The sequence below is a fragment of the Nonomuraea endophytica genome (assembly GCF_014203235.1).
Lineage (GTDB): Bacteria > Actinomycetota > Actinomycetes > Streptosporangiales > Streptosporangiaceae > Nonomuraea > Nonomuraea endophytica.
This window is the reverse complement of record NZ_JACHIN010000007.1, coordinates 393,990-406,686: the sequence shown is the minus strand read 5'-3', so window position 1 is coordinate 406,686 and position 12,697 is coordinate 393,990. Positions and strand designations below refer to the sequence as shown.

Genomic DNA, 12,697 nt, shown 5'->3' with positions numbered 1-12,697 from the left:
GCCTAACCTCTCTACTTCCAGGCCTTCTTGGCTTCTTCTTCGAGCTTCGTCTGGGCGCCCTTGACGTCGGTGGGGTCGCGCAGGAAGTCCTGCAGGACCTTCCATTCGCCCTTGCCGTCGGTGGCGCCGAAGGCGCTGGGGGCGAGGTCGGACATGTCGTAGCGGACGGCGTCACCGGCCGAGACGATCGTCTGGCCGAGCTGCTTGGTCAGCTCGTCCGGGTAGTTGTCCGGGGAGACGTTCTTGTTGGGCGACAGGTAGCCGGGGAGCTTGGCCCAGATCTCGCCGCCTTCCTTGGAGCCCAGGAACTCCAGCAGCGCCATCGCGCCGGGGGTGTCCTTCAGCGCCACGGCGATGTCGCCGCCGAGCACGACCGGGCTGGTCTCGCCGACCTTGGGGAAGGGGAAGGTCTTGGCGCCCTCGCCGACCTTCTCGCCGGACTGGGCGACCGGAGTGGCCACGAAGTCCGCCTCGATGATCATCGCGGCCTTCTTCTGGTCGTAGACCTTGGTGACGCAGTCGGGGAACTGCGTCTGCAGCGCGCCGGAGTTGCCGTCGAGGACGAACTCCTTCTTGGTCATGATCTGTGCCATCTTCTCCAGCGCCGTGGCGACGGAGGGGTCGGTCCACGGGATCTCGTGCTTGGAGAGCTTGTCGTAGTTCTCCGGGCCGGCGCTGCTGAGGTAGACGTTCTCGAACAGGTCGGTCAGGGTCCAGCCGGAGGCGCCGCAGAAGGAGAAGGGCGCGGTGCCGGAGTCGGCGATGGTCTGCGCGGCCTTGACCAGCTCGTCCCAGTTGGTGGGCGGCTGGACGCCGGCCTCCTCGAAGGTGGCCGTGCGGTACCAGACCAGCGACTTGTGCGCGGCCTTCACCATCACGCCGTACACCTGGCCGTCCGCGGAGCCGAGCTCCTTCCAGTACGGGGTGTAGTTCGTGTCGATCTGGCTGATGACCTCGGGGGTGAGGGGCTTGAGCGCCTTCTCGTCGGCGTACTGCTGGACCAGGCCCGGCTGGGGCAGGATCGCGATGTCGGGCGGGCTGCCGCCCTTGATGCGCGGGCCGAGGTACGCGCCGGTGTCCTCACCGGTGGAGGCGTAGGTCACCTCGGCGCCGGTCTTGTCGGAGAAGGCCTTCAGCACCTGGCGGAAGGACTTCTCCTCGTCGCTGGTCCACTTGGCGGCGACTTCGATCTTCTGGCCCTGGAGGGGCTTCGCGCCGCCGGAGGTGGCGGCGGCCGTGCCGGCGGGCTGCGTGGGGGTGGTCGTCGGCGCGTTGCCACAAGCCGAGGCCGCTACCGCGAGCCCCGCTAGGACGATGGCTGTCTTTCTCATTTCTTGCCTCACTGAGTCGACAATGACTCCGTCAGATCCGCCTTCAGCGAGTTCACGACCGCGTCGCTCGGCTCGGGGAACGGCGGGCTGAGCGCCTTGGCGACCGAACTGGCGATCACCAGGCTCAGCTGGTTGTAGTTGGCGCTGACCGGCCGCGGCTTGGCGGCCAGGATGCTCTCTTTGAGCACCGGGAGATAGGGGAACTGCTCGATCAGCTCGGGGTCGTCGTAAAGCTCGGTCCACACCGGCGGGAAGGAGCCTTCGGACAGGACCCGGCGCTGGGTCTCCATGCTGGTGAAGTAGTGGATGAAGTCGCGGGCGGTCTTCGGATGCTTGGAGTAGGCGCCGACGGCCAGGTTCTGGCCGCCCAGGGCGCTGGTGCCGGGCCCGTTCTGGCCCGGCAGCCTGGTGACCGCGAACCGGTCGCCGAGCTGGGCCTTGGCGGAGCCGTAGGCGTGCGGCCAGTTGCGGGCGAAGGCCAGGTCGCCGTTCTGGAAGGCGAGCCGCGACTCCTCTTCCTTGTACGACAGCGCGTCGTCCGGGATCCAGCCCTCGCGAAGTCCCTGGGCGAGGAAGCCGAGAGCGGCCTTGGCCTTGGCGCTGTCGAGCGTCACCTCCTGGCCGTCGGTGCTGAGGATCTGCCCGCCCACGGCCTCGGAGAAGTTCACGGTCAGCCCCTCGTACGCAAGGAACTGCCCGGCATAGCCACCAATATTGTGTTCTTTCGTAACCTCAATCGCTCGCCGCCGGAGGTCCGCCCAGGTCTTGGGCGGCTTTTTCACCAGGTCAGAGCGGTAAAACAACAAACCCGCATTGCTCGTGTACGGCACTGCCCAGAGCTTGCCGTTGTACACCGCTGTGTCCACGACCGGCGGCAGGAACTTGTCGAGCGGGAAGGCCCCGCGCTCCAAGGGGATGATCCAGCCGTTGTCCGCGAACTCCGCGGTCCACACGACGTCCAGGACGAGCACGTCATACCTGTCGCTTCGTGCCTGAAGGTTGGAGACCATCTGGGCACGCTGTTCGTCCGCCGCTTCTGGCAGCTCGATCAGCGTCACCTTCTCAGCCGGGTGGGCCTGGTTCCAGCGATCCAGCAGTGGCTGCAAGTAGGTCGTGCCCTCGCGCCCGACGGCGAAGGTGATCGGGCCGATCCCGCCCGTCTCCGGCTCGCCGCCGCCGTCGTCGCCGGAAGCGGCGCAGCCTGCCGTCAGCAGAGCGGCAAGCAGCACCGGCATCAAACGACGCACGTTGTTACCTCCACGTTTCTAGGATTACATACGTGTTAGGTAGATGCATTCATGTTATGCACACCTGTAATCTGATGGTCAACGGTTATCTCCGTAACGCATGCGTAACGTACGGGAGGTGGAGCGGTGCGGCTGCACCTGCTGGCGCTCCTGGCCAAGGAGCCTGCCCATGGGTATGAGCTCAAACAGGCCCTGGAGCTGACCTTCGGCAGCGCTTACCCCTCTCCCAACATCGGCCAGATCTATGTGACACTCGGCCGGCTGGAGAAGGACGGGCTGGTCAGGGCGGTCGACGTCGAGCAGTCCAACCGGCCCAACAAGAAGGTCTACTATCTGACCGCGGAAGGCCGCGAGGCCCTGACGCAGTGGGTGGACGAGCCGACCGAGGGCCCGCGCGTGCGCGACGAGTTCTTCATGAAGCTCGTGCTCGCGCCGCTCACCGGGATCTCCGACCAGATGGCGCTGATCAGCCGCCAGCGCCGGCACTATCTCGCGCTGATGCGCGACCTCAACGACCTCCTGGAGCGTACGGACCCGGCCAACCGGGTCGCTACGCTGCTGATCGAGGGAGCCATGCTGCACCTGCAGGCCGACCTCGACTGGCTGCAGCGCTGCCAGGAGGACCTGATATGACCCTTTTGAAAACCGTCAACCTGGTCAAGATCTACTCGGACGGCGGCGTGCCCGTGCCCGCCGTACGCGGTGTGGACCTGCAGGTGGACGAGGGCGAGTTCGTCGTCATCATGGGCCCGTCCGGGTCGGGGAAGTCGACGCTCGTGCACATGCTGGGCGGGCTCGACACCCGCACCAGCGGCGAGATCTGGCTCGGCGGCAAGCGCGTGGACACGCTGTCGGAGTCGGCGTGGGCGGTGCTGCGGCGCCGGCAGATCGGCTTCGTCTTCCAGTTCTTCAACCTGGTCGCCAGCATGACCGTCGCCGACAACGTCGAGCTGCCCGCCCTGCTGGCCGGGGCCACGCCCGGCGAGGCCCGCGAGCGCAGGGAGGTGCTGCTCGGCGCGCTCAACCTCGCCGAGCGCGCCGACGCCGCGCCCGCCCAGCTGTCCGGCGGCGAGCAGCAGCGGGTCGCGCTGGCCAGGGCCCTGGCCAACCAGCCCACGGTGCTGCTGGCCGACGAGCCCACGGGCAACCTCGACAGCCGCAACACCCGCGACGTGCTCCGCCTGCTCGGGCAGGTGCACAAGGACGGCCAGACCATCGTCATGGTCACCCACGACGCCCGCGTCGCCAGCCTCGCCGACCGCGTGGTGTCCCTGCTCGACGGCGAGATCGTCGACGACGGCCGGATCGCCAGACGCCGCAAGGGCAACGCCGGAGAGGTCATCGAGCTCAGGTGACGATCAGACACGCCGGCAGCCGATGGGTGAGGGCCGACCTGCGGGCCAGGCGCGGGCAGGCCGTGCTGACCGTCCTGGCCGTCGCCGGGATCGTCGCCGCGCTGATCACCGCCGCGACCCTGCTGGAGGAGGGCACCAACCCCTGGCGCAGCCTGTTCTCCCAGACCGACGGCGCCCACGTGTGGATCCACACCCAGGAGGTTCCCCAGGCGGTCAGGCTGCGCGAGATCGACGGGGTCACGCAGGTGGCCGGGCCGTACCGCTCGGCGCCCGTGAGCGTCGTGCAGGACGGAAAGAAGGAGCCCGCGGCGCTGCGCGCGCTGCCCGCCGCCGCGCCCGAGGTGGCGCACCCGGTCGTGGCCGAGGGCCGCTGGCTCGACCAGGGCCAGCTCGACGGCGTCGTGGTCGAGCGCTCGTTCGCGCGTGAGCTCGGGCTGCGGCTCGGCGCGCCGGTCACCGTGACCGCGCTCAGCGGCGCCCGCCACACGCTTTACGTCCGCGGCATCGCCGACACCGCCGAGCAGGGCTTCTACCCCGAGTGGACGCCCGGCCTGGCCTGGGTGCTGCCCGACCTGCTCGACCGCATCGAGCCCGCGCTGGGCCGCAGCGAGTACGTGACCGGCCTGCGCCTGACCGACCCCGAGGCCACCCAGGTCGTCTCCCAGCGGGTCGTGGTCATGCTGGAGGACAAACTCCAGCGCGTCTACACCTGGCGGCAGGTCAGGGCCGCCATGGAGCTCGACAACCGGCTCCTGGGCACGCTGCTGGCTTTGTTCGGCGTGGTGGGGCTGGTCGCCGCCGCGCTGGCGCTGGCCAACGCCGCCGGTGGCCGGGTGCTCGGCCAGCTGCGCGACCTGGCCACGCTGAAGTCCATGGGGTTCACCCGGGCGCAGGTCGCCGGCCTTCTCGTGGTCGAACACGGGGCGCTCGGCCTGGTCGGCGTCGCGCTCGGCGGCGTCGCCGGCCTGGCGGTGATCGCCGTCGTGCTCGGCCCCTCGGCCATCGCCCCCGCGCCGGTGTTGCTCATCGTCGCCGGCACCGCCCTGGTCGTGCTCGCCGCCGTCGGCCTGCCCGCCTGGCGTGGCGGCCGCACCCCGCCGATCCCCGCCGCCCCCTCCGCGCCGCCCCGGGGCCACCTGTCGCGTCTGGCGCGCCTGGCCCTTCTGGTACGGCTCCCGCCCGCCCTCGTCCTGGGCGCCCGCGACGCGTTCACCCGACGCGTGCCCGCTTTCATGACCGTGTTCGGCCTGGCCGTGCCCATGATGATGATCACCATTGGCTTGGGCGTGTGGTCCACCCTCGACAACTTCCAGCGCAACCCCGCCCAGGTGGGCCAGCACGCCGCCCTGCACGTCCGTCCCGGCAAGCTGGAGTCGGCCTCGGCCGAGCGCATGGCCAAGGCCGACCGTGGGGTGGCCACCGTCTACCAGGGCGCCGACGTCAACGCCCTGGCCCCCGGCCAGGCCAGGTCGGTGCGGGTGCGGGCGATCGGCAACTCGGCGGAGCCGTACCCCTTCCCGGTGGTGGAGGGCCGCATGTACGCCCAGCCCGGCGAGGCCGTGGCCGGGCAGGGCCTGCTCGACCTGCTGCGGGCGAAGATCGGCGACCGGGTGCGGCTGACGGTCGGCGACTCGCCGCTCATCGTGCGCATCGTCGGCAGGACCGTGGAGCCCGACCTGGACGGCGAGGTGCTCTCGGTCGGCCTGGACAGCCTCGCGGCCAAGGACACGGTGCCGCCGGAGTTCTACGCGCTGGTCCTGAAGGACGGCGCGGACGCGGGCGAGGTGCGCACGCGGCTGCTGGCCGTCTCCGGCGAGGGGCTCGACGTGCAGCGCGTGGTGAACCCGGCCGAGCGGCTGACCGTCATCCGGGTGCTGATCGTGGCGCTCATCTTCGTGCTGTCGCTGATCGGCCTGGCGAACCTGCTGACCGCCAGCGCGCTCGGCCTGCGCGACCACGCGCTCGACCTGGCGGTGCTGAAGGCGATGGGACTGACCCCGCGCCAGCTCATGGCCACGCTGGTGACCGGGACCGGCCTGCTGGTGATCCTGGGCGTGCTCGCGGGCACCGCCGTGGGCGCCTCGGTGGTGACGGGCCTGATCGACCTGCAGGGACACACCAGCGGTGTGGGCGCCGGCATCGGCCGCCCACCCTCGGCCACCACACTCGTGCTCGCCGTGCTGGTGGCCGTGGGCGCCGCACTGGCGGTGGCACTGATCCCCGCCAGACGGGCGGCACGGGCCCAAGTACCCGTCACCGCCCGCTAGGCGTCACCTTCCGTCAAGCTCCTCGTCCACCTCGGCCTCAGTCACGTGCCTACCACCGACGATGTCGAGGAGGCGGTCAACGCCGAGCTCCAGCTTGACGGTGGAGCGGTGCACCTTGTAAATCGCTTCTTCGTGCGTGTCACGCGCCTCCTCAAGCACGTTCACACGAACCTCGAGAGCATCGACACGCGATGCGGTGTCTGTCGCCACGCCACAGAGAGTATCCGAACGGCGACAGGCTCACATGTGCTTCAGGGCGAACCAGTAGAAGCCGTGGCCCGGCAGTGTCAGCAGGTACGGCAGCTCGCCGATCTGCGGGAACGGCACGCCGCCGCGTGCCTCCACGGGGGTCATGCCCTTGAAGCGGCGCAGGTCGAGCTCGACCGGCTGCGGGAACTTCGACAGGTTGTTCACGCACAGCATGAGGTCGTCGCCCTCCTCGCGGACGAACGTCAGCACGCTGGAGTTGGACGACCACATCTCGGTGTACGCGCCGGTGCCGAAGACCGGGTGGTTACGCCGGATCTGCAGCATGCGGCGGGTGAAGTGCAGCAGTGAGCCCTCGTGCTTCTGCTGCGCCTCGACGTTGACCGCCTGGAAGCCGTAGATCGGGTCCATCACCGCGGGCAGGTAGAGCCGCCCGGGGTCGGCGCTGGAGAAGCCGGCGTTGCGGTCGGGGCTCCACTGCATCGGGGTGCGGACCGAGTCGCGGTCCTCCAGCCAGATGTTGTCGCCCATGCCGATCTCGTCGCCGTAGTACATGACGGGCGAGCCGGGCAGCGACAGCAGCAGGGCGTGGAAGAGCTCGATCATGTCGCGGTCGTTGTCGAGCAGCGGTGCCAGGCGCCGCCTGATGCCGAGGTAGGCGCGCATGCGCGGGTCCTTGGCGTACTCGTTGTGCATGTAGTCGCGCTCTTCCTCGGTCACCGTCTCGAGCGTGAGCTCGTCGTGGTTGCGGAGGAAGATGCCCCATTGGGCGCTGTCGGGCAGCTTGGGGGTCCGCGACATGATCTCGGAGATCGGTTCGCGGGCCTCCTTCTTGACCGCCATGTAGATGCGCGGCATCAGCGGGAAGTGGAAGGCCATGTGGCATTCGTCACCCCCGGTGGTGGGGTCGCCGAAGTACTCCACCACGTCCTCGGGCCAGCCGTTGGCCTCGGCCAGCAGGACGCGGTCGGGGTAGAGGCGGTCGACCTCGGCGCGCACCTTCTTGAGGTAGGCGTGCGTCTCGGGCAGGCCGGAGCATCCGGTGCCCTCGCGCTCGAACAGGTACGGCACCGCGTCCAGGCGGAAGCCGTCGATGCCCAGGTCCAGCCAGAAGCGCAGGACCTCCAGCATCGCCTCCTGCACGGCCGGGTTGTCGTAGTTCAGGTCCGGCTGGTGGTGGAAGAAGCGGTGCCAGTAGTACTGCTTGCGCACCGGGTCGTAGGTCCAGTTGGACTCCTCGGCGCCGATGAAGATGATCGGCGCGTCGGGGTAGCCGGTGGGTTCGTCGGACCAGACGTAGAAGTCGCCGAAGGGCCCCTCGGGATCGTGCCGGGAGGCCTGGAACCATGGATGCCGGTCACTGGTGTGGTTCATCACCAGGTCGGTGATGATGCGTAGCCCACGGGCGTGCGCCGACTCGATGAGCTGGACGAAGTCCCCGAGGTCCCCGAAGTCCGGAAGGATCTTCATATAGTCGGAGATGTCGTACCCGCCATCGCGCAACGGCGACTCGTACAAGGGCAGCAGCCAAAGGCAGTCGACCCCGAGCCACTGCACGTAGTCGAGCTTCTCGACCAGACCGCGCAGGTCTCCGGTGCCGTCGCCGTTGGAGTCCTTGAAACCCCGGACGAGGACCTCATAGAAAACAGCCCGCTTATACCAGTGCGGGTCCTCCGAGACGAACGTCTCGGACACCTGCTCAGGTGTTGGGGATGCGTTGATCATGTGTCGCTCACAGAAGGAGATGTGGGCAGGACGAAGTCACCGGTTACCCCGGCGTTTTGTGGTGACCGCGCCGCCTGGAGTCGTCATCCCTGCGAACCCCATGCCCTGAGCGAGCCCGGATTTGTGACCCGGTGCCCGCTTGTTCGCGGCGCTTACGGGCCGAACACTACCAGCCCGTCGGCCTTCCGGAACCCGCTTGTGCTGTGCCGCATGTAATACCCACGAGATCGCGGTGTAATCGCGACGTTACTTAGCGTTCGCTAGAACGGAGCTTCCAGTTCACCCAGGTCATGCCCGTAATCGCGCAGCCAGGCGCCGAACAGCACCAGTCCGCGCACCCAGAACCGGTCGTTCCAGCCGTTGAAGCGCGTCAGCGCGTCGGGCCCGCCGCCGATCACCTCGTGCAGGTCGTCCGACAGCAGGCCGGGCACTCGGTCGGCCACCGTGGCCAGCATCCGGTGCGAGTATTCGCGGGCCGGCGCCGCCGTCGAGCGCAGCGGCACCCGCTGAAGCGGCTGCTTGACCACGTTCGTGGACGGCAGCGCGGCCACCCGAGGGCTGGCCGCGTGGAGCAGTTCGCGGTAGAAGCGCCCCTTGTCCTTGCGGGCCACGCCCACCGACAGCGCCGCGTCGAAGAACTCCGGGTGGATGAACGGCGCCGCGAACGAGGCCTCCGGCCCCACCAGGTTCACCGCCGAACGCGCGATGCCCCGCACCGTCCTCGTGTGCAGCACCGACAGCGGCAGCTCCGCCCGGTGCCCGTGGAGCATCGAGGTGGACTCGGCGAACTGCTCGCCCACGGTCTGCGCCATCCAGGCGGCAGCGGCCTCCGACAGGAACGGCCGCGAAGGCGCGCCCAAGGACAGCGAGCTCAGCACCGCCGCCGAGCGCTCGGCCTGCGAGGTGGCCTCCAGCGCCGCCCCGCTGACCATGAAGTTCTTCAGCAGCGGCCCGCCGGCCAGGCCGTCGACCAGGATGCGGCCGGCGCCGTGCACCTCCTTGGCGAACGGCGCGTACCAGGCGTGGTGCGGCGTCAGATATTCGAGCCTGCGCGCGACCTCCAGCGCGTCGGCCGGATAGGCGCCGGGATCCTGGGTGACCACGCGGTGCGGGATGCCCAGCTCGCGGGTGATCGACCGGGCGAAGGAGATGTCGGTGTCGGTGCCGTCGTCCGGGCTGGTCGTCCAGGACTCCACGTCGAAGCCGCGCGCCACGGCCACGCTGGCCAGCAGCCGCGAGTCGTAGCCGCCGCTGACCGGGACCAGCAGCCGCCGGCCCTCGTAGTCCTTGTAGACCTCGTGCAGGATCTCCAGGATCTCGTCCGCGCCCACCCAGGCCTCGTACGGCTCGCGCCGCAGCCAGCGCGGCAGCCGCCGCTCGGTGGCCAGCCGCTCGCCGGTGAACACCAGCGCGCTGGAGCCGGGCAGCCGCCTGATCTGCTGGTACGGCGTCGCCTCGCCGAGCGGGAAGGTCACCTGCAGGATCGAGGCCCACGCGTCCCAGTCGATCTCGACCGGGACCAGCGAGAGCAGGGGGGCGATCAGGGAGGAGAAGTAGACGGCGTCGCCGAGCCGTACGTAATAGACGTCGACCAGCCCGAGCGCGCCCGCGTGCAGCGTGACCCGCTCGCCCGCGCCGATGAGACCGGGCGTCTCGTAGGTCTCGGCGACCGACATCCACGAGGCCGCGGCGGGCGGCTTGCGCTCGCCCCAGGAGAAGGCGAACTCGCCCTCTGAGCGGTGGTAGGGCGGCAGCGGAGCGGTGCTGAACAGCGCCGCGCTGGCGGTCTGGAGCGCGGGGCGGCAGCGTGGGCCGGCGGCGGCCAGCTTCGCCGCGACGGCGGGGTCGATCCGGCCGAGGGCTCCGCAGACGTAGGGCCGCACATTGAACTGCACCGGATCCATCCCTTCCTGCCGCTTACCGGTTGAAGGGTATCCTTTGGCCTCGTGAGCGAGCGCAGCGAGCGAGCCAATGGATACGGCCACTTTGTCGTTGGCCTGCTGGAGGAAGGCCGATGACGGAGCTGGAAAGCACGCGCAAGGCGCTGAGGGACGCGGTCGCCCAGGCCGAGCACGCGGCGGAGCTGGCGCGCCTGCTGGACACGGCCCAGGCGAAGCTCGCCGCCGCCGAGCAGAGCGCGCAGGAGGCCAAGGCGCTGGCCGCGCAGGTGTCGGAGCTGGAAGACCGGCTCGACGACGAGCGCTCCGACGCGGAACGGCTGCGCAAGGAGCTGGCCGAGCAGCGCTATCAGGCCGAGGTGGCGCAGTGGAAGTTGTCCTCCATCAAGGTCGCCCGCTGGAACCGGCTCGGTGACGCGCTGAAGTCCGGCAAGTCCAACCCGGTGCGGCTGGCCAAGGGCATCAAGGGCGCCGCCAAGGCCGCCCCGCGCCCGGTCGCGCCCAAGCGCAAGCCGGTCGCCGCCGCCGAGCAGAAGGCCGAGCGGCCCGGCGCCGCCTTCCAGGCCACCGCGGCGACCAGGACGATAGAGGGCGCCTCGTTCCGGCTGAAGCCGTTCAGGATCCCGACCGGACCCAACACACGCCCCCACCTGACCGCCGCCGTCATCGCCGACCCGCACGCCGAGGCGCTGCTGCGCTACGAGTGGCGGCAGACGACCGGCTTCACCCCGCGCGACTTCGCCCGGGTGCTGCCGCTGGAGGTGCCCCACCTGCTCGTGGTCGAGTCGGTCACCGGCGGCCCCTGGGCCGAGGAGATCACCGGCGAGCCGGGCGACGGCCTGCGCGCGCTGCTGGCCTGGTGTGCCGAGCGGGGCATCCGCACGGTCTTCTGGCACACCCAGGGCGACCCCGCCGACTACGCCGCTGCCGCGGCCCTGTTCGAGCACCGCTTCAGCGTCGAGGCGGCCGGCGGCTGGCCGAGGCTGCAGTTCGGCGTGCAGCCGAGGGTGCACAACCCGCTGCCGCTGTCGGGCGGTCGGGTCGACCGGGTGCTCACGCTGGAGCAGCTGCTGCCGCCGCACCTGTCGTATCCGGACGTGCTGACGTCCTACCGCTGGCCGGCCGCGGTGGACGTACCGCCGGGAACGCCGCCGTGGCGGCTGTCGGAGATCGCCGCCTGCGGCACCTCGATCGGCCCGGAGCCCGATTCCCGCCGCGCGCACGCCGCGCTGCGCCGCGCCTATTCGGGCGGCACGATGACCGAGCGGGTCGACGAACTGCTGGAGCGCATCGGCCTCCCCAGCGCCCGCGCGACGCTGAACGTCTCGGTGATCCTGCCGGTGCCCGACGCGGCGCTGCTGGAGCACGCGCTCGCCCAGGTCGCCCGGCAGAGCGGGGTCACGCAGCTCATCCTGTTCGGCCCGCCCGGCGCGGGGGAGCGCGCCCGCGACGTGATCAAGGACGCCGAGGTCGTCTTCCGCGACCTCGACCCGGCGCTGTCCACGGGCGGCATGCTCAACCACGGGCTCGACCTGTGCGAGGCCGACCTGGTCGCGGTCATGGACCCGCGCGACGTCTACGGCATGCACTATCTGTCCGACCTGAGCCGCGCCTTCCTGTTCGGCACCGCGGACATCGTGGGCAAGGCCGCCTTCTACGCCCATCTGCGCAACGCCCAGGCCACGCTGCTGAAGCAGCCGGACGCCGAATACACCTACACGCCGGAGATCGCCGGGGCGACGCTGCTGGCCCGCCGCAACGCGCTGCGCGAGCTGGGCTTCCCCGACCTGACCGAGGGCTGGGACGAGGTGCTCATGCGGCAGTGCCGTACCGACGGGGTGAAGGTCTTCTCCGCCGACCGGTTCGGCTACGTGCGCGTGCGCGACGAGGACCGCTGGCTGCTGGGCGCCGCCCAGCTCATCGAGTACGGCTCCGCCGAGCCCCACGCGCTCATCTGATGACACCGGGGCAGCTCGCGGAGCTTCTCGGCGAGCCGCCCACGCCCGAGGGCGACTGGACGCGGGAGGCGGTCTACCTGTCGGCCGCCGCGCTGCGCCGCCGGGTGGATCCGGGCGAGCTGGCCGCGTCCGTGCCCGGGGCGGTTGCTTTGCCGAACGGGCTGCTGCGGATCGTCCTGCCCGAGCCCGCCGACGTGCTGGCCGACGTGTTCGCCGTGCCGGACCAGGGCTGGCCGGAGGCGCCGCTGACCTGGGACAACCCCGGATTTGTGGTGAGATATGCGCGGGCAAGGGCGGTGTCCGTGACGCGAGAGGCCCCCGCCCTCGGGGTGCCCGGCGCTGGTGAGGGGACCGGCGGTTTGGGGGTGTCCGGCGCGCTCGGGGTGCCCGGCGGTCTCAGGGTGGCCGGTGGGTTCGAGGCTGCGGGGTTGTCGGGGTTGTCGGGGGTGCGGGATCGTGCGGTGTTGCGGGTGCTGGCCGAGTTGCCCGGCCGCCAGGTCAGTGCGGAGCCGGGGTGGGCGGCCTTTCTGGTACGGCTGGCGCTGGCCTACCACGACGCCTACGAGCAGGCGGCGCCGCTGCCCGTCGGGGACGAACCGGCCTCCGAGGTGCACACCGCTCGGGTGCGGCTGGCGCTGGCCGTACAGGAAGTCCTTCCCGGACCTGACAGAATCTGAAATTTCACGCCATAAGGCGTGAAAACGTGTAA

Annotated in this window: 10 protein-coding genes; 5 read left to right on the top strand and 5 right to left on the bottom strand. The window is 70.1% G+C overall.

From position 1 onward, the window contains the following. Nucleotides 1-11: 11 nt before the first annotated feature. Entirely contained in the window at nt 12-1,331 is a 1,320-nt protein-coding gene (locus HNR40_RS27010; protein ID WP_184966029.1) for an ABC transporter substrate-binding protein, read from the bottom strand. Between the two features lie 8 nt (nt 1,332-1,339). Then, the gene (locus HNR40_RS27005; protein WP_312896521.1) at nt 1,340-2,578 is read right to left on the bottom strand and encodes an ABC transporter substrate-binding protein; all 1,239 of its coding nucleotides are present in this window, start codon (nt 2,576-2,578) and stop codon (nt 1,340-1,342) included. Between the two features lie 126 nt (nt 2,579-2,704). Here HNR40_RS27005 and HNR40_RS27000 point away from each other — a divergent pair, with 126 nt between their 5' ends. The 3 genes from HNR40_RS27000 to HNR40_RS26990 are packed head-to-tail and all read left to right on the top strand — an operon-like array spanning nt 2,705 to nt 6,200. Continuing rightward, complete coding sequence (locus HNR40_RS27000) at nt 2,705-3,211, top strand: PadR family transcriptional regulator (RefSeq protein WP_184966027.1); 507 nt, start codon at nt 2,705-2,707, stop codon at nt 3,209-3,211. After that, nucleotides 3,208-3,933 carry an ABC transporter ATP-binding protein gene (locus HNR40_RS26995; RefSeq protein WP_184966025.1) on the top strand — a complete coding sequence of 242 codons (726 nt, stop codon included), beginning with the start codon at nt 3,208-3,210 and terminating at the stop codon, nt 3,931-3,933. The genes HNR40_RS27000 and HNR40_RS26995 overlap by 4 nt, the downstream gene beginning before the upstream one ends. After that, the gene (locus HNR40_RS26990) at nt 3,930-6,200 is read left to right on the top strand and encodes an ABC transporter permease (RefSeq protein WP_184966023.1); all 2,271 of its coding nucleotides are present in this window, start codon (nt 3,930-3,932) and stop codon (nt 6,198-6,200) included. The genes HNR40_RS26995 and HNR40_RS26990 overlap by 4 nt, the downstream gene beginning before the upstream one ends. 3 nt (nt 6,201-6,203) lie before the next feature. Here HNR40_RS26990 and HNR40_RS26985 read toward each other — a convergent pair whose 3' ends face one another. The 3 genes from HNR40_RS26985 to HNR40_RS26975 all read right to left on the bottom strand — a co-directional run bounded on the left by HNR40_RS26985 (nt 6,204) and on the right by HNR40_RS26975 (nt 10,027). Then, the gene (locus HNR40_RS26985; protein WP_184966021.1) at nt 6,204-6,410 is read right to left on the bottom strand and encodes a hypothetical protein; all 207 of its coding nucleotides are present in this window, start codon (nt 6,408-6,410) and stop codon (nt 6,204-6,206) included. Between the two features lie 30 nt (nt 6,411-6,440). Continuing rightward, complete coding sequence (gene treS / locus HNR40_RS26980; protein ID WP_184966019.1) at nt 6,441-8,132, bottom strand: maltose alpha-D-glucosyltransferase; 1,692 nt, start codon at nt 8,130-8,132, stop codon at nt 6,441-6,443. Between the two features lie 260 nt (nt 8,133-8,392). Beyond that, nucleotides 8,393-10,027, bottom strand: a complete 1,635-nt coding sequence (locus HNR40_RS26975) for an asparagine synthetase B family protein (protein ID WP_376773511.1) — start codon at nt 10,025-10,027, stop codon at nt 8,393-8,395. 119 nt (nt 10,028-10,146) lie between these two features. Between HNR40_RS26975 and HNR40_RS26970 the strand changes: the two genes are divergently transcribed. Next, nucleotides 10,147-11,988, top strand: a complete 1,842-nt coding sequence (locus tag HNR40_RS26970) for a hypothetical protein (protein ID WP_184966015.1) — start codon at nt 10,147-10,149, stop codon at nt 11,986-11,988. Continuing rightward, the gene (locus tag HNR40_RS26965; protein WP_184966013.1) at nt 11,988-12,665 is read left to right on the top strand and encodes an anticodon-binding protein; all 678 of its coding nucleotides are present in this window, start codon (nt 11,988-11,990) and stop codon (nt 12,663-12,665) included. Before HNR40_RS26970 ends, HNR40_RS26965 begins: the two co-directional genes overlap by 1 nt. Nucleotides 12,666-12,697 lie beyond the last annotated feature (32 nt).

Bases quoted from the DNA above. Each gene is read 5' to 3' on its own strand.
- treS (WP_184966019.1), bottom strand. From the start codon at position 8,132: ATGATCAACGCATCCCCAACACCTGAGCAGGTGTCCGAGACGTTCGTC.
- HNR40_RS26965 (WP_184966013.1), top strand. From the start codon at position 11,988: ATGACACCGGGGCAGCTCGCGGAGCTTCTCGGCGAGCCGCCCACGCCC.
- HNR40_RS27010 (WP_184966029.1), bottom strand. From the start codon at position 1,331: ATGAGAAAGACAGCCATCGTCCTAGCGGGGCTCGCGGTAGCGGCCTCG.
- HNR40_RS26995 (WP_184966025.1), top strand. From the start codon at position 3,208: ATGACCCTTTTGAAAACCGTCAACCTGGTCAAGATCTACTCGGACGGC.
- HNR40_RS26970 (WP_184966015.1), top strand. From the start codon at position 10,147: ATGACGGAGCTGGAAAGCACGCGCAAGGCGCTGAGGGACGCGGTCGCC.